This is a genomic window from Escherichia sp. HH091_1A (assembly GCF_030295175.1).
Lineage (GTDB): Bacteria > Pseudomonadota > Gammaproteobacteria > Enterobacterales > Enterobacteriaceae > Escherichia > Escherichia coli_F.
In genome coordinates, this window is the sequence record NZ_AP025747.1 from 2982029 (window position 1) to 3005305 (window position 23277).

Consider the following 23277-nt stretch of genomic DNA (forward strand, 5'->3'; position numbering starts at 1 on the left):
AACGGCCTCGCCGTTTATTTCTCACTATTCCAGATCTTGTCGACATGGCAGCGCTGTCATTGCCCCTTTCGCCGTTACTGCAAGCGCTCCGCAACGTTGAGCGAGATCGATAATTCGTCGCATTTCTCTCTCATCGGTCTCTAATCCCGTAGAGGAAAGACCTGTGAGTAACCCGGCAACGAACGCATCTCCCGCCCCCGTGCTATCGACACAATTCACAGACATTCCAGCAAAATGGTGAACTTGTCCTCGATAACAGACCACCACCCCTTCTGCACCTTTAGTCACCAACAGCATGGCGATCTCATACTCTTTTGCCAGAGCACATATATCCCGATCGTTCTGTGTTTTTCCGCTGATAAGTCGCCATTCTTCTTCCGAGAGCTTGACGACATCCGCCAGTTGTAGCGCCTGTCGCAAACACAAGCGGAGCAAATGCTCGTCTTGCCACAGATCTTCACGAATATTGGGATCGAAGCTGACAAAACCTCCGGCATGCCGGATCGCCGTCATCGCAGTAAATGCGCTGGTACGCGAAGGTTCAGCAGACAACGCAATAGAACAGAGATGTAACCATTCGCCATGTCGCCAGAAGGGCAAGTCAGTCGTCTCTAAAAAAAGATCGGCACTAGGGCGGACCATAAACGTAAATGAACGTTCCCCCTGATCGTTCAGATCGACAAGCACCGTGGATGTTCGGTGCCATTCATCCTGCTTCAGATACGTGATATCGACTCCCTCCGTTAGCAGCGTTCTTTGCATTAACGCGCCAAAAGGATCATCACCCACCCGGCCTATAAACCCACTTATTCCGCCTAATCTGGCGATTCCCACCGCAACGTTAGCTGGCGCGCCGCCAGGACAAGGCAGTAGGCGCCCGTCTGATTCAGGCAAGAGATCGACAACCGCATCCCCTAAAACCCATACTTTGGCTGACATTTTTTTCCCTCAAATTCATCTGACTTACGCATAGTGATAAACCTCTTTTTCGCAAAATCGTCATGGATTTACTAAAACATGCACATTCGATCACAAAACGTCATAGTTAACGTTAACATTTGTGATATTAATCACATTTATAAAGATAAGGGGCTTTATTTTTATAAAAGTTAACGTTAACAATTCACCAAATTTGCTTAACCAGGATGATTAAAATGACGCAATCTCGATTGCATGCGGCGCAAAACGCACTAGCAAAACTTCACGAGCGCCGGGGGAATACTTTTTATCCCCATTTTCACCTCGCGCCTCCAGCCGGGTGGATGAACGATCCAAACGGCCTGATCTGGTTTAACAATCGTTATCACGCGTTTTATCAGCATCACCCGATGAGCGAACACTGGGGGCCAATGCACTGGGGACATGCCACCAGCGACGATATGATCCACTGGCAGCACGAGCCTATTGCGCTAGCGCCAGGAGACGAGAATGACAAAGACGGGTGTTTTTCAGGTAGTGCTGTTGATGACAATGGTGTCCTCTCACTTATCTACACCGGCCACGTCTGGCTCGATGATGCAGGTAATGACGATGCAATTCGTGAAGTACAATGTCTGGCTACCAGCCGGGATGGTATTCATTTCGAGAAACAAGGTGTGATCCTCACTCCACCAGAAGGAATCATGCACTTCCGCGATCCTAAAGTGTGGCGTGAAGCCGACACCTGGTGGATGGTAGTCGGGGCGAAAGCCCCAGGCAACACGGGACAGATCCTGCTTTATCGCGGCAGTTCATTGCGTGAATGGACTTTCGATCGCGTACTGGCCCACGCTGATGCGGGTGAAAGCTATATGTGGGAATGTCCGGACTTTTTCAGCCTTGGCGATCAACATTATCTGATGTTTTCCCCGCAGGGAATGAATGCCGAGGGATACAATTATCGAAATCGCTTTCAAAGTGGTGTAATACCCGGAATATGGTCGCCAGGACGACTTTTTGCACAATCCGGGCATTTTACTGAACTTGATAATGGGCATGACTTTTATGCACCACAAAGCTTTTTAGCGAAGGATGGTCGGCGTATTGTTATCGGCTGGATGGATATGTGGGAATCGCCAATGCCCTCAAAACGTGAAGGCTGGGCAGGCTGCATGACGCTGGCGCGCGAGCTATCAGAGAGCAATGGCAAACTCCTACAACGCCCGGTACACGAAGCTGAGTCGTTACGCCAGCAGCATCAATCAATCTCTCCCCACACAATCAGCAACAAATATGTTTTGCAGGAAAACGCGCAAGCGGTTGAGATTCAGTTGCACTGGGCTCTGAAGAACAGCGATGCCGAACATTACGGATTACAGCTCGGCACGGGAATGCGGCTGTATATTGATAACCAATCTGAGCGACTTGTTTTGTGGCGGTATTACCCACACGAGAATTTAGATGGTTACCGTAGTATTCCCCTCCCGCAGCGTGACACGCTCGCCCTAAGGATATTTATCGATACATCATCCGTGGAAGTATTTATTAACGACGGGGAAGCTGTGATGAGTAGCCGAATCTATCCGCAGCCAGAAGAACGGGAACTGTCGCTCTATGCCGCCCACGGAGTGGCCGTGCTGCAACATGGAGCACTCTGGCAACTGGGGTAACATAATATCAGGTGGAACAACGGATCAACAGCGGGCAAGGGATCTGCGTTACCCTTCCCCCTTCACGACCTTCAATAATATGCAATGCAGCTTCCCGCCCGATCATGTCATGTGGAAGCTGAATTGTGGTCAGCGGCGGTAAAAACAGATGCCCGACGCCAACCAGATTATCAAAGCCCATTACGGCGACATCCTGCGGGATACGTACCCCCTTCGCCAGAAGAACCTGATAAGCCACAAAGGCTGCGCGATCGTTACCACAAATCAGAACATCAAAATCTGGTTTTCCAGACTGGAAGTGGGCATTGAGTATACTTGCGAGATCGGTGTAGTGATCATCACCTATGGCCATGTGAAATTGTTTCACCTCAGCCAGATCTCGTCCAGCATCACGCCAGGCCTGCTCAAATCCCTGCCGACGATACCCTGTTGCCAACGCACCTTCCGGTAGCCAGAAGCATAACGGTTGACGATAGCCCGCCGCGAGCAAATGCTGTGTTGCTTCATATTGGGCAGTGTAATCATCAGGGATATAACTGGGTAACGCTGGGTCATCCGCCACACAGTTCGCCAATACAATATTTTCACCATGCAGAGACTCAGGCAGCGTGATATGCCTCAGTCCCATTGTAGTATAGATAATGCCATCCGGACGGAGGGCAAGCAGCTGACGTGCCGCGCGGGCAGCGTCATCTTCAGAAAAAATATTGATTAAAAAACTATTCCAGCCAAACTCGCTGGCGGTTTGTTCAATGGCAAGCAGAATATCAACAGAGAAAGGAGTGGTAGCAGTATCCTGCGCCAGCACGGCGAGAGTCGACGGCTTACGTCCCTGAGCGCGCATCTTACGAGCGGAAAGATCAGGAACATAATTCAGGGTTTGGATTGCCTGCAATACGCGGTCACGCGTTGCAGGACGCACAGATTCTGCATTATGCATCACCCGGGAGACAGTCATCATCGACACTCCCGCCAGGCGTGCGACATCCTTTAATGAAGCCATACCCAAGCCGTTTGCCGTAAAACGGGCACTGTAGCAGAAACAGACGTCACTGGCGAGATCCCGCGATATTCTCAACGTCCTATCACCCGACACGACAATACAGTAAAAAATAACAAGAATTCCCGGACAATTGTAACCAATTCCGCCTCTGTTCTCGCCAACGAGTCACCATGCAGACAAGTAGGTAAAACATACCGACTGGCATCACCCACCCGGAGAAAAAATATAAATATGGATCATTGTGCTGTGGCTGTAACCAGACATCAGCCCGGAAATTATTGCGATTGGCTGCACGATCGTTACGGACCCGCTTTTCTGGCTGATGAAACAATTTTGCGGCGCTACGCTCAGTGAAACATATAAATACTATACGACAGCGACATTTATCGCTTCAGTCGTCGCTCTGGCGGGCACATTCCTGCTGTCATTTATCATCGAAGCGCAAAGAGACGTACTATGGAAAACGCTAAAATGAACTCGCTCATCGCCCAGTATCCGTTGGTAAAGGATCTGGTTGCTCTTAAAGAAACCACCTGGTTCAATCCTGGCACGACCTCATTGGCTGAAGGTTTACCTTATGTTGGCCTGACCGAACAGGATGTTCAGGACGCCCATGCGCGCTTATCTCGTTTTGCCCCCTATCTGGCAAAAGCATTTCCTGAAACGGCTGCCTCTGGAGGGATTATTGAATCAGAACTGGTTGCCATTCCGGCTATGCAAAAACGGCTGGAAAAGGAATATCAGCAACCGATCAGCGGGCAACTGTTACTGAAAAAAGATAGCCATTTGCCTATTTCCGGCTCCATAAAAGCACGCGGCGGGATTTATGAAGTCCTGGCACGTGCAGAAAAACTGGCTCTGGAAGCAGGGTTGCTGACGCTTGAAGATGACTACAGCAAACTGCTTTCTCCGGAGTTTAAGCAGTTCTTTAGCCAATACAACATTGCTGTGGGCTCAACCGGAAATCTGGGGTTATCAATCGGCATTATGAGCGCCCGCATTGGCTTTAAGGTGACAGTGCATATGTCTGCTGATGCCCGGGCATGGAAAAAAGCGAAACTGCGCAGCCATGGCGTTACGGTCGTGGAATATGAGCAAGATTATGGGGTTGCCGTCGAGGAAGGACGTAAAGCAGCGCAGTCTGACCCGAACTGTTTCTTTATTGATGACGAGAATTCCCGCACGTTGTTCCTTGGGTATTCCGTCGCAGGCCAGCGTCTAAAAGCGCAATTTGCTCAGCAAGGTCGTATCGTCGATGCTGATAACCCTCTGTTTGTCTATCTGCCGTGTGGTGTTGGCGGTGGTCCTGGTGGCGTCGCATTCGGTCTTAAACTAGCGTTTGGCGATCATGTTCACTGCTTTTTTGCCGAACCCACGCACTCCCCTTGTATGCTGTTAGGCGTCCATACCGGACTACACGATCAGATTTCTGTTCAGGATATTGGTATCGACAACCTTACCGCAGCGGATGGCCTTGCTGTTGGTCGCGCATCAGGCTTTGTCGGGCGGGCAATGGAGCGTCTGCTGGATGGCTTCTATACCCTTAGCGATCAAACCATGTATGACATGCTTGGCTGGCTGGCGCAGGAAGAAGACATTCGTCTTGAGCCTTCAGCACTGGCGGGTATGACCGGGCCTCAGCGCGTGTGCGCATCAGTAATTTACCAACAGATGCAAGGTTTCAGCACAGAACAACTGCGTAATGCCACTCATCTGGTGTGGGCGACAGGAGGTGGAATGGTGCCGGAAGAAGAGATGAAGCAATATCTGGCTAAAGTCCGTTAATAACGTTTCACCGCAGCATGGCCATCCTTTCCCTGGGTGAGCGATGCTGCCTGATAATATCCATATAAAATGATGGTACAGGTTCAAAATTCCGCGGACTTACCTGCTCTAGCCTCCTCTTTTTACCATCACCCAACGCCTTTCGCTGTAAACGGCGGTCTCGCGAACCAAACTAAAACTGTAAGTAAGATAAAAGCAATAGCCGCCATACGGAAAATCTCATTTGCAGAAATAGAAAGTGACTGCTGGGTTATTTCATTATTAATTTCATTAAGAACCCCTGAAAGCGAACCATAGTATTTATCCATAATTTGTGATGATGAATTAAACACGGGGTTAAATTGATCGATGGTTGCTGTCAACTGACTATGGTGTAACGATTCGCGTCGTCCCCACAACGTCATTGTCAACGACGTACCAACTGATCCTGACAGGGTACGAAAAAAATTACTCATACTCGAGGCATTGGCAAATTTATTATCTGGCAACCCTGAAAACGAAATCGTTGTTAAGGGTAAAAAGAAACAGGCAACGGCGAATCCCTGGAAAAACTGTGGCAAAATGATGCCTGTGAAATCAATCGTTGGCATAAATGTCACAGAACGCCAGTAATAGCAAACCGCATACATCAAAAAACTAAATGTCACTAACACCCGCATGTCTATTTTGTTGCCATAACGTCCTATCAAAGGCGAAATCAATAGTGGCATGATGCCGATGGGCGCATAAGCAAGTCCGGCCCATATCGCATTATACCCCATCGTTTCCTGGAGTAACTGCGGCATAAGTACTATCGCTCCAGAGTAAAATAAATACGCGCAGGTGATACTCACAATACCAATGGTGAAATTACGCGACTTAAACAAACTGAGGTCAAGAATCGGGTTCTCTGAGGTCGACTCCCAAATGACTAAAGAGATCAGAGAAATAACTGATACTACTGTTAATATTATTATTGTACTCGAGTTAAACCAATCCAGATCGCGCCCTTTATCAAGCATAATTTGCAAGCCACCAACACCGAGCACTAACAGGGTCAACCCTGGTAAATTCATTTTGACCGGTGAAGTTTCAGTTTCTCTTCCTTTAAGTAAAGTTAAACATAATGTCAGGACGATAATCCCCATAGGGACATTGATTAAAAATATCCATCCCCAACTAAAGTTATCACAAATATAGCCACCCAATATCGGCCCACAAATCGGAGCGATAATTACGGTCATTGACCATAACGCCAAAGCAAATGTTCTTTTTTCTGGCGGATAATTCCTTAATAATAAACTCTGTGACAATGGAATTAACGGTCCCGCCATTAATCCCTGGACGACTCTAAAAAATATAAGAACATCAAGATTAGTCGAAAGACTACACATTAATGAAGACAGCGAAAAGAAGGTTACTGATAGTAAAAATAACCTTAATTCGCCTATTCTTTGTGCCAGCCTGCCGGTAACAGGGATCGCAATGGCATTTGCTACGCCAAACGATGTGATAACCCATGTGCCTTCGTCCGTTGATGCTCCGAGAAAGCCAGATATTGTGGGTATTGCGACGTTAGAAATAGTGGAGTCCAACATTTGCATAAACGTCGCTAATGACAATGCAATAGTGACGCACCATAACGTCCCACCGGTTAATGGTGCCGGAGTTGATTTAGTGATTGCCATTAAAGTTGTCCATTATGAGAAATAATGTTGTTAATCTCTTTTTCTATCGGACTGGTATCGATAACTAAGGCCTTACTGGTGTAAGCAGGCATGGACGTCACGGATGAAGCCAGATCAGGCATATCGGCAATGTCTTCGTTCCTGGTATCAATGGTTGCAGTCATCGATAAACCAATGCGCAAGGGATGTTCCATGAGTTCTTTTGGATCCAGAGACACCTCAACCGGTACACGCTGAACGATTTTGATCCAGTTCCCTGTCGCATTTTGTGCAGGTAATAAGGAGAACGCATTGCCGGTTCCCATATTGATCCCTGTCACCCGACCATGAAACACAACATTTTCACCATAAAGATCGCTGATAATATTAACCGATTGACCAATCCGTACATCCGTGAGTTGTGTTTCTTTAAAGTTGGCATTAACCCACATTTGACGTGCCGGTACGACAGCCATTAACGATTGTCCAGGACTCACTGTTTCGCCAACTTGCACACTTCGCTGGGCAATATAACCAGTAACCGGACTCTTAATATCCGTACGCTTAAGCGCTAACCAGGCTTCTTTGGTTGCATCCGCAGCTTCAACAACTTGTGGCTGGCGATTTAATGGTGTGTTCATTACTAAGGCTTTGTTCGCTTTATAAGCCTGAATAGCTGCATTCAATGCCGCTTTGCTACTTATTAACGTATCTTTGGTGTGCTCCAGCGTTTCTTTTGAAATAACCCCCTGCTTTGCTAGCGGCACACGACGATTATAATCTTCTAAAGATTGTTGATACTGGATACGTGCTGAAGCGACTTCGGCACTGTATTGTTTATCCTGTAAGTATAGTTTATTCGTTTGTCGCACAATATTTGCCAGATTATTTTTAGCTTTATTGAGTGCAATCGTAGCATCAGTTTTATCCAGTGAAACTAAAATGTCACCCTGTCGAACAAAGTTCGTATCTTTATGATTAACGACAGTGACACTGCCTGAGACTTGTGCAGAAATTGGATCAGCATTCCCCGTAACATAGGCGTCATCTGTACTAATCATGTCTTCTAATTCCAGTGACCAATAGGCATAGGCTCCTGAAAACGCAATAAATAAAACCACTGCTAATAAAGCAAAATATTTTCTTCTGTCAGAATGTTTTTTATTTGAATTAATCTGTTCCACTATTATCTCTCATTTCGCATAGATGAAATTTATGAATTGAATGAAAAGAGTATTCATTCTTCATATCAAACACAGTGCATGTGTTACACATTATCCCAGGAACGTTGGAGGCCTAATTTAAAGGAGTTGCAGAAGATACAACAGAGGACTGAACCGTGACTTTTGCAATACAATTCTTACGCCTGTAGGATTAATGAGAAGCCTTATAGTGCTCATTTGAAACTATAAGTTAGCGGTATTATCCCTGAATTTATTGTTGACATTTTATTTATGCTGACTATTTATATGGTATACTTACCGAATTATCTTAAAGGAAGCGCAAATTTTCTTATTTTTATTGAGAAAATGAGATGATGCCTTATGTCTGTATTACTACAGGGAGAAGGGAGATGCTTCATTGCAAAGGGAATAATCTATGAATGCAATAATTATTGATGACCATCCTCTTGCTATCGCAGCAATTCGTAATTTATTGATCAAAAACGATATTGAAATCTTAGCCGAGTTGACTGAAGGCGGAAGCGCCGTTCAACGGGTGGAAACACTTAAGCCTGATATCGTCATCATTGACGTCGATATCCCCGGAGTTAACGGTATCCAGGTGTTAGAAACACTGAGGAAGCGCCAATATAGCGGAATTATTATTATCGTCTCCGCTAAAAATGACCATTTTTACGGGAAACATTGTGCTGATGCTGGCGCTAATGGATTCGTCAGTAAAAAAGAGGGCATGAACAATATCATTGCGGCTATTGAAGCAGCAAAAAATGGCTACTGCTATTTCCCCTTCTCTCTCAATCGATTTGTTGGAAGTTTAACGTCCGACCAGCAAAAACTCGACTCCTTATCGAAACAAGAAATTAGTGTCATGCGCTATATCCTCGATGGCAAAGATAACAATGACATTGCCGAGAAAATGTTCATCAGCAACAAAACTGTCAGCACTTATAAAAGTCGCCTGATGGAAAAATTAGAATGTAAATCACTGATGGATCTTTACACATTTGCGCAACGTAACAAAATCGGCTAACCACATGAAGTTTTTAACCTATTTCTTTCTTCTCTCTTGTTGTCTTTGGTCGACTATAAGTTTCGCAGACGAAGATTACATTGAATATCGTGGCATTAGTAGTAACAATCGTGTCACACTTGATCCACTGCGTCTGAGCAACAAGGAGTTGCGTTGGCTGGCAAGCAAAAAAAATCTTGTGATTGCAGTACACAAGTCAAAAACAGCGACATTATTGCATACCGATTCGCAGCAACGGGTTCGTGGTATTAATGCTGATTATTTAAATCTTTTAAAAAAAGCATTAAATATCAAATTAACACTCCGGGAATACCCTAATCATCAAAAAGCAATGGACGCGCTGGAAGAAGGTGAAGTCGATATCGTGTTATCACATTTAGTTGCTTCGCCGCCTGTTAATGAGGACATTGCTGCAACCAAACCATTGATAATTACCTTTCCGGCGCTGGTCACCACCCTCCACGATTCAATGCGACCGCTAACCTCGCCGAAACCAGTGAATATTGCGCGAGTAGCAAATTACCCCCCCGACGAGGTAATTCACCAATCATTTCCCAAAGCAACAATTATCTCTTTTACAAATTTATATCAGGCATTGGCATCCGTTTCTACCGGACATAATGATTACTTTATGGGTAGTAACATCATTACCAGTAGTATGATTTCCCGATATTTTACTCACTCCTTAAATGTAGTAAATTATTATAGTACACCGCGCCAATATAATTTCTTCTTAACCAGAAAAGAATCAGTTGTTCTTAATGAAGTACTCAATCGATTTGTCGATGCTTTAACAAATGAAGTTCGCTATGAAGTATCACAAAATTGGCTTGATACAGGGAACCTGGCCTTTCTGAACAAACCATTAGAACTCACTGAACATGAAAAACTGTGGATTAAGCAGCATCCCGAATTAAGGGTGCTGGAAAATCCTTACTCGCCCCCCTATTCTATGACTGATGAAAATGGCTCGGTTCGGGGCGTTATGGGGGATATTCTTAATATTATTACATTGCAAACAGGTTTAAAATTTTCTCCGATCACCGTTTCACACAATATCCATGCCGGAACACAGCTTAATCCCGATGGATGGGATATCTTACCTGGCGCTATTTATAGTGAAGATCGAGAAAATAATGTTTTATTTGCTGAAGCATTCATAACAACGCCTTACGTTTTCGTCATGCAAAAAGCGCCTGACAGTGAACAAACTTTAAAAAAAGGAATGAAAGTTGCCATTCCATATTATTATGAGCTTCATTCGCAATTGAAAGAGATGTATCCGGAGGTTGAGTGGATACAAGTCGATAATGCTAGCGCTGCATTTCACAAGGTTAAGGAAGGTGAACTTGATGCCCTGGTCGCGACACAGCTAAATTCGCGTTACATGATCGACCATTACTATCCTAATGAACTTTATCATTTTCTTATTCCCGGCGTTGAGAATGCATCGCTTTCGTTCGCTTTTCCTCGCGGAGAACCAGAACTTAAGGATATTATTAATAAAGCATTGAATGCAATTCCCCCAAGCGAAGTTCTGCGCCTGACGGAAAAATGGATCAAAATGCCCAATGTGACCATTGACACATGGGACCTCTATAGTGAGCAATTTTACATTGTTACGACTTTATCCGTTTTATTAGTTGGCAGTAGCCTTTTATGGGGATTCTACCTGTTACGCTCAGTTCGTCGTCGTAAGGTAATTCAGGGTGATTTAGAAAACCAAATATCATTCCGGAAAGCACTCTCGGATTCCTTACCGAATCCAACTTATGTTGTAAACTGGCAAGGTAATGTCATTAGTCACAATAGTGCATTTGAACATTATTTCACTGCTGATTACTACAAAAATGCAATGTTACCATTAGAAAACAGTGACTCCCCCTTTAAAGATGTTTTTTCTAATGTGCATGAAGTCACAGCAGAAACAAAAGAAAACAGAACAATATATAGCCAAGTTTTTGAAATTAATAATGGTACTGAAAAAAGATGCATTAATCATTGGCATACATTATGCAATTTACCTGCAAGTGACAATGCAGTATATATTTGTGGTTGGCAAGATATTACCGAGACGCGTGATTTAATTCATGCACTCGAAGTAGAAAGAAATAAAGCGATCAATGCAACTGTCGCAAAAAGCCAGTTCCTGGCAACAATGAGTCACGAAATAAGAACACCAATAAGCTCCATTATGGGCTTCCTGGAACTTCTGTCGGGTTCAGGTCTTAGCAAGGAGCAACGTGTGGAGGCGATTTCACTTGCTTACGCCACCGGACAGTCACTCCTCGGCTTAATTGGTGAAATCCTTGATGTCGACAAAATTGAATCGGGTAACTATCAACTTCAACCACAATGGGTCGATATCCCTGCTTTAGTCCAGAACACTTGTCATTCTTTCGGTGCGATTGCTGCAAGCAAATCCATCGCATTAAATTGCAGCAGTACGCTTCCTGAATGCTACCTGGTTAAAATCGACCCTCAAGCGTTTAAGCAGGTGCTGTCTAATTTACTGAGTAATGCCCTTAAATTTACCACCGAGGGGGCAGTAAAAATTACGACTTCCCTGGTTCATATTGATGACAACCACGCTGTTATCAAAATGACGATTATGGACACCGGAAGCGGATTATCGCAGGAAGAACAACAACAACTGTTTAAACGCTATAGCCAAACAAGTGCAGGTCGTCAGCAAACAGGTTCTGGTTTAGGCTTAATGATCTGCAAAGAATTAATTAAAAACATGCAGGGCGATTTGTCATTAGAAAGTCATCCAGGCATAGGAACGACATTTACGATCACAATCCCGGTAGAAATTACCCAACAAGTGGCGACTGTCGAGGCAAAAGCAGAACAACCTATGACACTCCCTGAAAAGTTGAGCATATTAATCGCGGATGATCATCCGACCAACAGGCTATTACTCAAACGCCAGCTAAACCTATTAGGATATGATGTTGATGAAGCCTCTGATGGTGTACAAGCGCTACACAAAGTCAGTATGCAGCATTATGATCTGCTTATTACTGATGTTAATATGCCGAATATGGATGGTTTTGAGTTGACCCGCAAACTCCGTGAGCAACATTATTCTTTACCCGTCTGGGGGCTTACGGCCAACGCACAGGCTAATGAACGCGACAAAGGGTTAAGTTGTGGCATGGATCTATGCTTATTCAAACCATTGACCCTGGATGTACTAAAAACACATTTAAGTCAGTTACAACAGGTTGCGCATATTGCTCCCCTGTATCGCCATCTTGATATCGAAGCCCTGAAAAATAATACGGCGAACGATCTGCAACTAATGCAGGAGATTCTCATGACTTTCCAGCATGAAACGCATAAAGATCTATCCGCTGCGTTTCATGCGCTAGAAGCTGGCGATAACAGAACTTTCCATCAGTGTATTCATCGCATCCACGGTGCGGCTAACATCCTGAATTTGCAAAAGTTGATTAATATTAGCCACCAGTTAGAAATAACACCTGTTTCAGATGGCAGTAAGCCTGAAATTATTCAGCTGCTGAACTCCGTTAAAGAACACATTGCAGAACTGGACCAGGAGATTGCTGTTTTCTGTCAGCAAAATGGCTAAATAGCGGCTCCCACAAGGTTCAAATGTGGGAGCTATTTACCAGCACATCTTACATTTATGATGAGAACTCATGGCGAATTTGTTCCCCATGCTGGTCGAGCGTTGCCGCTCCCGGCATAACATGCGGGTCCGCGCAGCCGCTGATTTTTATCGGATTACCCGGCATCATTATTCCCCCGGCTTCAATCAACATATTTCTCGCCTGAGTTTGTGGCAAATTAATGGCCTCAGCCACACTTAATAGCGGCGCTACAGGCACACCAACTTCATTTATTCTGGCTAACCAAACTTCAGCTGCCTGCGTTTTTAACGTCCGCTCAATATATTGTTTAAGAATAGCTTGATTTTGTACACGTAAAATATTGCTGTTAAATCGGGGATCATCAACAAGTTCCGTCAGATCCAGTGCCTGGCATAACGCAGAAAAAAGCTTGTCATTACCACAACAAATAGTAATTGGTTTATCCTGAGTATCGAAAACATCAAAAGGAGCCATGTAGGGATGGCGATTTCCCAGGCGTTGTGGTGACTTCCCTGTCGCGATATATGCCATCAGTCCATGCTCCAGAAAACTCAGAGTGGCATCAAACATCGCGATATCGACATGCGCCCCTCGCTGGCTCTTTTCGCGGCCATAAAGCGCACTCACGATTCCACTGAATAAATAGACACCGCCACAGAGATCTGCAAGAGAGGTGCCAACACGCACTGGCGGAGCATCAGGATATCCCGTTTCCATCATTATTCCACTCATTGCCTGAATAATGGTATCGTAGGCCGGAGCATCTTTTAGCGGACCGGTATGTCCGAAACCTGACGATGAAGCATATATGAGGCGTGGGTTGATTTCTTGTAGCGTTTCCCACGAAAATCCCAGTTTTTCCATTGTACCTGGGCGAAAATTCTCAGCTAATACATCCGCTTGTTTAAGCATATTTATAAATATGCTTTTATCGTGATCATTCTTTAAATCAAGAACCACGCTCTCTTTGCCATGATTAATAAAACTGTAATAGAGTGACTGTCCATCCACATAGGGACCAAATGTGCGGGTATCATCACCATGACCTGGCGGCTCAACTTTAATGACCCTTGCGCCCATATTACAAAGAAGTTGAGTTCCGAAAGGCCCATTAAGGACATGCGTCATATCGATAACTAATAAGCCTTCAAACGGCCCTTTGCATTCATTATTGGTCATTTGCTTATGCCTTGAAAAAAAGCCGAAGGTGAAAAGACTCTTCGGCATTTATGAAAATTAATAACATGATTAATTATGAAACCAGTCGACTGACATAAATCCACAAGGGAGCCGTGACGACAAAACCCAGCACACTAACAGCCAATGACGCTGTACCAGTGCGGGTGTAGACATTAAACCGGCTGGCAATAATGATTCCGGAGAATGCCGGCGGTAATGCGCCTGCCAGTACCATCATCTGCAGATGTTCGCTGTTCAAATGACATGCCATACCAACGAGAAGCAGTGCCAGTGGCATCAGAATCAGCTTCAGGAAGGTGTTATAAGCAATTTCAGCACTGAACTCGAATTTATGTGCAGCCAGAGTCAACCCCGCAGCGAATACCGCTACCCCTGAGTTAGCCTTCGCAATCAGATTAAAGGTTGGATCCCATGCTGCCGGAATTTTTACCCCAACCAACACCAGGATCGTTGCCAGAACAGGTGCCCATACGACTGGCTCCTTTGCCGCAGAGATTAACGCGCTCAGATTGCTATTCTTCTTACCATCCGCTCCTGAGGAGGGATTCAGCAAATACAGACCAATAGGAATAGTAATTGCGTTAACAATAATAGAAATAATTGCTACCACTAAACCTGTTGATACGGAATCACCATAAATAGGGTCGAGAACTGCAAACCCCAGGAATCCAATGGTAGGTGAACCTGCAATTAATGCACATACTGCTGCTTCTGCATGGGTACGTTTAAAAAATTTGTAGCAACCAAACCAGGAGAAAAAGAAACATCCGACAATAACTACAAGTGATACAAGGGTCAGGCGAGTGTCCGCAAAAATCATTTCCCTGTTTGCCCGGGTAATAGAAACAAATAGGGCCGCAGGAAGAGCGTAGTTTAATACCAGTTTATTAAATGCCCGGGCTTGATCTTCTGAAAAAGTTTCTCGTCTGCCGCTAAAATAACCCAACAGCATGATTACGATAATAGGCAATAAATCGCCAATAAAAAATGTTAGCATAATAGTATTTCCGATAAGGGTCCCCTCACCATCGATAATGAGTTGGCAAGAGGAGACGATGTCAGTATTTAATTACCAGCGACTTGTTTTGGGTTAAGTTTGGTAATATGGCCACTTTCAGTTCCTGCTGCTGGGTCGATGACCACATTAATAATGGTCGGTTTGCGCGACTGAATACCGGTGGTTAACGCATGACGAAGCTCATCTGTCGTGGTGACGTTATATCCAACGCCACGAAATGCATCCATTAATTTGTCATACCTTGCATGGTGCAATAGATCTGTTGGTGATGGTGCACCAGCGCCACTGAGATCAACACCGTCTCCTCTGTAGATGCCGCCATTATTAAAAATAACGATCGTCACCGGCAGGTTATATCGACAAATCGTTTCAATCTCCATCCCACTGAAACCAAAAGCACTATCACCTTCAATGGCGACAACCGGAGAACCAGAGGTCACGCTAGCACCGATGGCATAGCCCATACCGATGCCCATGACACCCCAGGTGCCACAATCCAGACGACGACGTGGTTTATACATATCAATAATATTTCGTGCATTATCCAGGGTATTTGCCCCTTCATTAACTAAATAAATATCCTGGTTCTCGCGCAATACATCGCGCACCGCACTCAATGCATTAAAGTAATTTAATGGTTGGGTATCTGTACTTAACTTTTCATGCATTTTTTGCGCATTTTGCTGCTTGTGGATATTTAAAATATCGCGCCACACCAGTGGAGTCGTAAATGTGTTTTGTTTCAGTTCTGCCAGCATACCTTGCATACTGGATGCAATATCACCAACGACTGGCACAGCAATGGGGCGGTTGCTGTCAATTTCCTGCGGTTCTATATCCAGTTGAATAAACTGTGTATCTGCCGCCCATCCTTTTTTACCGTGCGCCAGTAACCAATTCAGTCGCGCCCCAACAAGCATGACAACATCAGCATTTGCCAGCGCAAACGAACGCGCAGCCGCCGCAGAAAGTGGATGCGTATCTTCCAGGATCCCTTTCGCCATAGACATTGGCAGGAATGGAATCTGGGTACTTTCAATAAACTCACGAAGCTGCTCATCAGCTTGTGAATACGCCGCGCCTTTACCAAGGATAATTAATGGCCGTTCTGCTTTTGCTAACAGCGAAATTGCACTAGTGACTGACTTCGGGCATGGCAATAACGCTGACGATGGGTTTTCAACTTTAACAATAGTGGCTAATGCCTCGTCTTTTTCCATCGTCGCAGCCAGGACATTTGCTGGCAAATCAAGATAAACACCGCCAGGGCGACCCGAAACGGAGACCCGGATAGCGCGTGCCAACGCAATGCCAAGATCCTGCGGCTGGTTAACGCGGAATGCCGCTTTGGCATAGGGTTTTGCCGCATTCATTTGGTCCAGCTCTTCATAATCACCTTGCTGGAGATCAACGATCGCGCGATCGCTAGAGCCGCTGATCATGATCATCGGAAAACCATTTACTGTTGCGTTGGCCAATGCGGTCAAACCATTGAGGAATCCTGGCGCAGAAACGGTCAGGCAGATCCCTGGCTTTTGGGTAAGAAAACCGCTTGCCGCAGCCGCATAGCCTGCAGATTGCTCATGACGAAAACCAATATAACGAATGCCTTCCGCCTGGGCATGGCGCGCCATATCCGTCACAGGAATACCTACAACACCATAAATAGTGTCAATATTATTCTGTTTTAATGCTTCAACGATGATATGCATACCATCTGTCATTTGAAGTTGATCTGACATGATTAATAACCTCGAAATTTTTATAAATTGGGAGCCAGAAGCCCCCGTTAATATCAGATGGCGTGGTTTTGCTTCATTGCAGCAATTTCATCGTCGCTATAACCCAGCTCCTGCAATACAGCAGCGGTATGTTCACCTAATAGCGGCGCAGCTTTAATATCCGGCGTAAAGGCAGAGAATTTCATTGGACAACCAACGGTCAGATATTTTCCACGCAACGGTTGCTCTACTTCGACAACACTGCCACTTTGGCGCAAAGAGGGATCGAGTGAAATTTCTTTCATACTTAAAACCGGTGCACAAGGAATATCAAACTGAGTCAAATAGGCCACCGCTTCATGTTTATCAATAGTGACAGTGTATTTTTCGATTTCAGCAAAAATATCGAAAATATGTGGCTGTCGGGCATGAGCTGTACTATATGCCGGATCGGTAATCCATTCTGGTTTGCCGATAGCTTTACAGGTGTTTTCCCAGTTTTGCTCCTGAATAGTGAAATAAATATAGGCATTAGGATCGGTTTCCCAGCCTTTACATTTCAGGATCCAGCCAGGCTGACCGCCACCACCCGCATTACCACCGCGGGGAACTGCATCACCAAATGTGCCATTCGGATACTGCGGGTATTCTTCCAGATAACCCAGCTTATCGAGGCGCTGCTGGTCGCGTAATTTCACGCGGCAAAGGTTCAACACGGCATCCTGCATTGACATGGTAACTCGTTGCCCACGCCCCGTTTTTTCGCGATGCAGCAAAGCAGCAAGTAAACCGATCAGCAAATGCATTCCGGTGTTGCTGTCACCCAACGCTGCAGCGCTTACCAGCGGCGGGCCGTCCCAAAAACCCGTAGTGGATGCCGCGCCACCCGCTGCCTGAGCAACGTTTTCATAGGCTTTTACATTCACATAAGGCGAACACTCATCAAACCCTTTGATCGAACCAAAAATCAGACGTGGGTTGATTTCCTGAATATGCTCCCAGGTGAAGCCCATGTGATCAATAGCCCCTGGATGAAAGTTCTCGACCAAGATATCAGCTTCGCGGATCAGCTTTTCCATTACCTCTTTGCCTTCCGCTGTTTTGGTATTTAATTCAATAGAACGTTTGTTGCTGTTAAGCATGGTGAAGTAAAGTGCATCGATATCAGGAATATCTCGCAGCTGGCGACGCGTTACGTCACCAACGCCGGGACGTTCAATTTTAATGACGTCAGCGCCAAACCACGCCAGCATCTGAGTACAAGATGGGCCAGATTGCACACCGGTGAAATCGAGAACTTTAATTCCTTGAAGTGGAGTTGACATAGCAATACCTATTAGTTAATTAAATATATGTTAATTTAGCGTTTATTTAAGGCATAACGCCCTCTATAAATAATCCGCAAAATATCGTCGTAGCTGCACTCGATATTTTTAAATTCCTGTATCAAGTGCTGGAAATCATTTCATCGCCACTACCAATTCCTTTTTGCATGGTAAGTAGTGAGGACGAAAAGAAGAATATGATAAATATTGGTTTGCGGTAATCAGAGAGAGCCGCGACATTTGTGATGTTATTCTTACAACTGTAAGAAGCGATTGTGATTTACAGTGAGGGAAATGATTACGATTTTTAAATCGTACCATAAAACATAACATAAACAATGATTTCGTGATGACACGGGATTATTGATGTTTACTTTGAGGAATAGATAATGCGTGTTTATAGAACCGCGAGCGCCAAATAATTTTATGACCACAATCGGTCGTATTGTGGTCATAAAAAATTGTCGCCTGGAGGGAGTAAAATCTTTTACTTCAATATGCTGCCTGTCAGCATTAGTTCACAAACAGTGCTTCGCTATCGACGATGATTCCATCTTCCGCACCTTTAAGCGCCAGGTTTGCCTCGTAGTATTGCTTTTTATCAAGCAGTTTCTGCGCATCAGCAAGTGCATTACGAGTCTGTTTAAGCGGCATCAGATATTGGTTTTCCATTACGCCAACACCGGCCAGGCGAAGCTCTTCCATTGCTCCCTTTTTATCCCCTTTCGCCATTTTTTCATTCGCAATTTTTATCGCTGCTTCTTTTTCGGGTGTCGCTACATAACTCTCAGAAATTCCGACAGATGCATTAATGACAATATATTGGTCATCATTGATATTGGTCTTTTTACCTGGCTTAGCGAACTTTGCCCATTCAGTACTGTCATCTGACAGCAAAGCGGAAGCTTCATTGGTCAGTTCTTTTGCCTTTTCCGGATCGCCATGAAACAGAGCCAGGCGCGCTACCTGCACGTCACGCATCGCATATAAACCCTGTTCAGAGATACGCTCTGCTGCTACCGTTTTCTGGGTTTGCTGAACTTGCTGAGTTTGCTGTTGTGCTGCTACCGGTGCATTATCAGCAGCCCATACAGTTGAAGATGCCAGAACTGCTGTGACCATCGTAGCCATAATTAAACGTTTCATACTTACCTCATTCTTTAACAGTTTTAGAAAACGCCGCCATCATATTGGGTGAGCATGAAATGAGAAATCAGAGAGCAACGGTCATTTTGAAAGGGTTATCTTACAGTTGTAGTTATTATCGCAAGAAGTATTTTAGTCTTACAATTGTAGGAATATGCTTCCTGTCGCAGAGAACTATTCTTATATACCACAAAGAGATGTCATTTATTATATCGATGTAAATACTGATTAATTAAATGTAAATACAGCCATAACATCGTAGGTTCTCAGTGAGCCATTCTCAGGATAACTTTCTATGAAAGTAAACTTAATGCTTTTTAGCTTATTTTTATTGGTCTCTATTATGGCATGCAATGTTTTTGCATTTTCCATTTCTGGTGGCGGAAGTGAGACGAGCTATAAAGAGACAGAAAAAACGTCAGTGATGACGACAACTCATTCTACAAAACTTCAACCATCACAGGCGATTTTGTTTAAGATGAGAGAAGATGCGCCACCATTAAATCTCACAGAAGACATCACGCCCCCTTTTCCGACAAAGGCGAATTATCTTATTCATCCTGTGCGATAGCGTCTGTCACATGGCAGGTGAACAATCATATCTGTTGATGATGTGAGCACCTGCCCAAATGATCCATCCTGAACTACTACCGCCTGCCATACCCCACCATAAAGCGAATCATCAAGCCACAAGCCGGGGCAAGAAACATAAATATCCCCGTCACTAGTTCATTACCGCCAGTTAACCACATGGTGAAGTAGTAAATGAGTGCAGCGAGGATCACCATGCCGAAGAAAGAAGAGACCGCCGAGACCACGTTCAGTACCTGACCGATGTATCCGCTTACGCAGACAATACACAGGGCGAGAAACATCCATAAATAAATCATAGCTCAACCTCCTGCCGCGCTAAAAAACCTGTAACTTCAGTCACTTTAATAGTAAGACAATCCTTAACCTCTGGCAATTTTTGCTAAGTATTAATGAAAACAGCACGTTAAATGCAAGACTGTAATGTGCGAAAAAATATTTACTTTGCACGATAAATAATCAGTAGCTGAAAGCAGTCAGCCAGTGATAAAGTAAAAGCACCGCATTCATGCTCCTCGTGGTTATGTCCTGACTAGTCTTTACACTCTTTACAGGAACCATTGTCGTACATGATGGCCCAATCAATTGAGTGTACCGCTGTCGACATGGAATCTTCTGCGATACAACAATTCGTATCTACAGAAGGTAACTATGTTTCCAAAATGCAAATTTTCCCGCGAGTTTCTACATCCTCGCTACTGGCTCACGTGGTTTGGGCTTGGTGTACTCTGGCTTTGGGTACAGCTTCCTTACCCTGTTCTCTGTTTTCTCGGCACGCGTATCGGCACGATGGCGCGACCATTCCTGAAACGTCGTGAATCTATCGCCCGTAAGAACCTGGAACTTTGTTTCCCACAGCATTCTGCTGAAGAGCGCGAGAAGATGATTGCCGAAAACTTTCGTTCACTCGGCATGGCGCTGGTAGAAACCGGCATGGCATGGTTCTGGCCCGACAGTCGCGTACGTAAATGGTTTGATGTTGAAGGGCTGGATAACCTCAAACGCGCACAACTGCAAAATCGTGGCGTGATGGTTGTCGGCGTCCATTTTATGTCGCTGGAATTGGGCGGCCGCGTGATGGGACTATGTCAGCCAATGATGGCCACCTATCGTCCACATAATAATCAGCTGATGGAATGGGTGCAGACCCGTGGTCGCATGCGCTCTAACAAAGCGATGATCGGCAGAAATAATCTGCGCGGTATTGTCGGTGCGCTGAAGAAAGGTGAAGCCGTATGGTTTGCTCCCGATCAGGATTATGGTCGTAAAGGTAGCTCCTTCGCACCGTTCTTTGCGGTAGAAAATGTTGCCACAACAAATGGCACCTATGTCCTCTCTCGTCTCTCTGGCGCAGCCATGTTGACCGTAACGATGGTCAGAAAAACGGATTACAGCGGATATCGGTTGTTCATCACCCCTGAAATGGAAGGCTACCCGGCAGATGAAAATCAAGCCGCTGCCTATATGAACAAGATTATCGAGAAAGAGATTATGCGCGCACCTGAGCAGTACCTCTGGATCCACCGTCGCTTTAAAACGCGCCCGGTGGGAGAATCGTCGTTATACATTTAACAAATTGCTTCTACTCTTTCCCTCCTCAAATCAGCCATATTAACCTCATGGTTTTTATGGCTTTTTTCTTAAGGTTTTTTCCTTCGCTGAATCTCTAATTATTACCGTCAGAAATTAAACTGTCGCCGATATGAGACACCTGTAAGTTACTAAAAGTAAATAAGAAAATGCCTCTTGTCTCGTTTCAGTTTTAGGCGTACATTAGCGCCGTCTCGAGCAGTTTAGCTCAGAATTCTGGGGTGATGCCCACGGTAAAATACGGACTTTCAATGTCGTTTTGCCCGGTGTCAACTCACTGTATCAGGTGTAATGAAGTCATTCAGGCGTAACAGTAATTACGCGGAGAGATGTAAAGTGAAATATTTCTTTATGGGCATTTCTTTTATGGTCATCGTTTGGGCCGGTACTTTTGCCCTGATGATCTAAAAGCAAACTGTGCAATGAAAAACAGGAGCCATCTGGCTCCTGTTTGCATTTCTGGCGATGGTGTTTATTCCGCGTTTTCGTGAATATGTTTGCTGCTGGCGGGTAGTAAACCGTCGGCACGGAACATCGCTTTAATTCCACGAATCGCCTGGCGAATACGATCGCGGTTTTCAATCAGCGCAAAGCGAACATGGGTGTCGCCGTAGTCGCCAAAGCCAATCCCTGGAGAGACACAGACCTTCGCTTCGTTAAGCAGTTTCTTGGCAAATTCCAGTGAGCCCATGGCCGCATATGGTTCCGGGATTTTCGCCCAGACATACATCGAAGCCTTCGGCATTTCGACCATCCAGCCCGCTTCATGCAGCCCTTTAACCAGTACATCGCGGCGGCGTTTGTACTGTTCGGCAATGTCGCGAACGCACTGTTGATCTCCCTCCAGCGCCGCAATCGCCGCCACCTGCAACGGCGTAAAAGTACCGTAATCGTGATAGCTTTTAATACGTGCCAACGCGCTGACCAGCGTTTTGTTACCGACCATAAAGCCGATACGCCAGCCCGCCATGTTGTAGCTTTTCGACAGCGTAAAGAACTCTACCGCCACATCGCGTGCACCTGGCACCTGCATGATTGACGGCGCTTTCCAGCCATCGTAGACGATATCGGCATAGGCCAGGTCATGGACCACCAGCACATCGTAGCGTTTCGCCAGCGCCACAACCTTCTCAAAGAATTCCAGTTCCACGCATTGCGCGGTTGGGTTCGACGGGAAGCCGAGGATCATCATCTTCGGTTTCGGATAACTTTCACGGATAGCGCGTTCCAGTTCGTTGAAGAAATCGACACCTTCCACCAGCGGCACTGAGCGTACCTGCGCTCCGGCAATCACCGCGCCGTAAATATGAATCGGGTAGCTTGGATTAGGCACCAGTACAGTGTCACCGTGATCCAGCGTCGCCAGCATCAGATGCGCCAGCCCCTCTTTCGAGCCAATGGTGACGATAGCCTCTGATTCCGGGTCGATCTCGACGTCGTAACGATCCTGATACCAGCGGGAAATGGCGCGACGTAACCGCGGAATACCACGCGAGGTGGAGTAACCATGCGTGTCCGGTCGCTGGGCCACCGTACATAATTTTTCGACGATATGCGGCGGGGTCGCACCGTCCGGGTTACCCATACTGAAATCGATAATATCTTCGCCGCGCCGACGCGCAGCCATTTTCAGTTCAGCGGTAATGTTAAAAACGTAGGGTGGGAGACGATCAATACGCGTAAAGCGACGTTCAGGGCGAGTGTCAGCCATAATTTCCTCAGATTAACGTGAGCGCCCGGACCGTCCGAGCGACGCTGCCACGATGGTGGCTGTTTTGAAAATAGCCTGATTAATTTCTGTCTGTCCAGCGTTTTAGAACATTTTTGTTA

At 45.4% G+C, this 23277-nt stretch carries 18 protein-coding genes and 1 pseudogene; 8 read left to right on the top strand and 11 right to left on the bottom strand.

Going from position 1 to position 23277, the window contains the following annotated elements; translation table 11 throughout:
- Positions 1 to 24: 24 nt before the first annotated feature.
- Positions 25 to 939: a fructokinase gene (gene cscK / locus QUF14_RS15045; RefSeq protein WP_001274880.1), complete on the bottom strand. Its 915-nt coding sequence runs from the start codon at positions 937 to 939 to the stop codon at positions 25 to 27.
- A 215-nt stretch (positions 940 to 1154) separates the two neighbouring features.
- On the opposite strand from cscK, the gene cscA reads away from it, so the two are divergent.
- Complete coding sequence (cscA, locus tag QUF14_RS15050; RefSeq protein ID WP_000194534.1) at positions 1155 to 2588, top strand: sucrose hydrolase; 1434 nt, start codon at positions 1155 to 1157, stop codon at positions 2586 to 2588.
- Positions 2589 to 2595: 7 nt separating this feature from the next.
- On the opposite strand, the gene cscR is transcribed toward cscA, so the two are convergent.
- A complete protein-coding gene (gene cscR, locus QUF14_RS15055) occupies positions 2596 to 3591 on the bottom strand; it encodes a sucrose operon repressor CscR (RefSeq protein ID WP_024212071.1) in 996 nt (331 codons plus the stop codon).
- Between the two features lie 256 nt (positions 3592 to 3847).
- On the opposite strand from cscR, the pseudogene QUF14_RS15060 reads away from it, so the two are divergent.
- Positions 3848 to 4066: pseudogene (locus QUF14_RS15060) on the top strand (GntT/GntP/DsdX family permease); the annotation flags it as partial.
- The gene (dsdA, locus tag QUF14_RS15065) at positions 4048 to 5376 is read left to right on the top strand and encodes a D-serine ammonia-lyase (protein WP_000426412.1); all 1329 of its coding nucleotides are present in this window, start codon (positions 4048 to 4050) and stop codon (positions 5374 to 5376) included. The pseudogene QUF14_RS15060 and the gene dsdA, both read left to right, overlap by 19 nt.
- A 128-nt stretch (positions 5377 to 5504) precedes the next feature.
- On the opposite strand, the gene emrY is transcribed toward dsdA, so the two are convergent.
- Both emrY and emrK read right to left on the bottom strand, forming a co-directional pair.
- Positions 5505 to 7043, bottom strand: a complete 1539-nt coding sequence (emrY, locus tag QUF14_RS15070; RefSeq protein WP_100733841.1) for a multidrug efflux MFS transporter permease subunit EmrY — start codon at positions 7041 to 7043, stop codon at positions 5505 to 5507.
- Positions 7043 to 8206 (bottom strand): multidrug efflux MFS transporter periplasmic adaptor subunit EmrK, encoded by a 1164-nt coding sequence (gene emrK / locus QUF14_RS15075; RefSeq protein ID WP_000435154.1) that lies wholly within the window; start codon positions 8204 to 8206, stop codon positions 7043 to 7045. The genes emrY and emrK overlap by 1 nt, the downstream gene beginning before the upstream one ends.
- 415 nt (positions 8207 to 8621) lie before the next feature.
- Between emrK and evgA the strand changes: the two genes are divergently transcribed.
- Positions 8622 to 9236, top strand: a complete 615-nt coding sequence (gene evgA / locus QUF14_RS15080; protein WP_000991370.1) for an acid-sensing system DNA-binding response regulator EvgA — start codon at positions 8622 to 8624, stop codon at positions 9234 to 9236.
- A 4-nt stretch (positions 9237 to 9240) separates the two neighbouring features.
- The gene (evgS, locus tag QUF14_RS15085) at positions 9241 to 12834 is read left to right on the top strand and encodes an acid-sensing system histidine kinase EvgS (protein WP_100733840.1); all 3594 of its coding nucleotides are present in this window, start codon (positions 9241 to 9243) and stop codon (positions 12832 to 12834) included.
- Positions 12835 to 12889: 55 nt separating this feature from the next.
- Here evgS and yfdE read toward each other — a convergent pair whose 3' ends face one another.
- The 5 genes from yfdE to QUF14_RS15110 all read right to left on the bottom strand — a co-directional run bounded on the left by yfdE (position 12890) and on the right by QUF14_RS15110 (position 19266).
- Positions 12890 to 14035: a CoA:oxalate CoA-transferase gene (gene yfdE / locus QUF14_RS15090; protein ID WP_000183683.1), complete on the bottom strand. Its 1146-nt coding sequence runs from the start codon at positions 14033 to 14035 to the stop codon at positions 12890 to 12892.
- Positions 14036 to 14108: 73 nt separating this feature from the next.
- A complete protein-coding gene (gene yfdV, locus QUF14_RS15095) occupies positions 14109 to 15053 on the bottom strand; it encodes a transporter YfdV (protein ID WP_000955028.1) in 945 nt (314 codons plus the stop codon).
- 68 nt (positions 15054 to 15121) lie between these two features.
- The gene (gene oxc, locus QUF14_RS15100) at positions 15122 to 16816 is read right to left on the bottom strand and encodes an oxalyl-CoA decarboxylase (RefSeq protein WP_001283478.1); all 1695 of its coding nucleotides are present in this window, start codon (positions 16814 to 16816) and stop codon (positions 15122 to 15124) included.
- A gap of 53 nt (positions 16817 to 16869) precedes the next feature.
- The gene (frc, locus tag QUF14_RS15105) at positions 16870 to 18120 is read right to left on the bottom strand and encodes a formyl-CoA transferase (RefSeq protein ID WP_000106772.1); all 1251 of its coding nucleotides are present in this window, start codon (positions 18118 to 18120) and stop codon (positions 16870 to 16872) included.
- A gap of 513 nt (positions 18121 to 18633) precedes the next feature.
- Positions 18634 to 19266 carry a YfdX family protein gene (locus QUF14_RS15110; protein ID WP_000825617.1) on the bottom strand — a complete coding sequence of 211 codons (633 nt, stop codon included), beginning with the start codon at positions 19264 to 19266 and terminating at the stop codon, positions 18634 to 18636.
- Between the two features lie 295 nt (positions 19267 to 19561).
- Here QUF14_RS15110 and ypdI point away from each other — a divergent pair, with 295 nt between their 5' ends.
- Positions 19562 to 19837, top strand: a complete 276-nt coding sequence (gene ypdI, locus QUF14_RS15115; RefSeq protein ID WP_000867670.1) for a colanic acid biosynthesis lipoprotein YpdI — start codon at positions 19562 to 19564, stop codon at positions 19835 to 19837.
- Between the two features lie 76 nt (positions 19838 to 19913).
- Here the strand turns inward: ypdI and QUF14_RS15120 are convergent, their stop codons facing one another.
- Positions 19914 to 20156, bottom strand: coding sequence for a YfdY family protein (locus tag QUF14_RS15120; protein WP_000639883.1), 243 nt, complete (start codon positions 20154 to 20156; stop codon positions 19914 to 19916).
- A 352-nt stretch (positions 20157 to 20508) separates the two neighbouring features.
- Between QUF14_RS15120 and lpxP the strand changes: the two genes are divergently transcribed.
- A complete protein-coding gene (gene lpxP, locus QUF14_RS15125; RefSeq protein ID WP_000484014.1) occupies positions 20509 to 21429 on the top strand; it encodes a kdo(2)-lipid IV(A) palmitoleoyltransferase in 921 nt (306 codons plus the stop codon).
- A 354-nt stretch (positions 21430 to 21783) separates the two neighbouring features.
- Positions 21784 to 21855 (top strand): membrane protein YpdK, encoded by a 72-nt coding sequence (gene ypdK, locus QUF14_RS15130; RefSeq protein WP_010723117.1) that lies wholly within the window; start codon positions 21784 to 21786, stop codon positions 21853 to 21855.
- Between the two features lie 64 nt (positions 21856 to 21919).
- Here the strand turns inward: ypdK and alaC are convergent, their stop codons facing one another.
- Positions 21920 to 23158 (bottom strand): alanine transaminase, encoded by a 1239-nt coding sequence (gene alaC / locus QUF14_RS15135; protein ID WP_000785931.1) that lies wholly within the window; start codon positions 23156 to 23158, stop codon positions 21920 to 21922.
- Between the last annotated feature and the right edge of the window lie 119 nt (positions 23159 to 23277).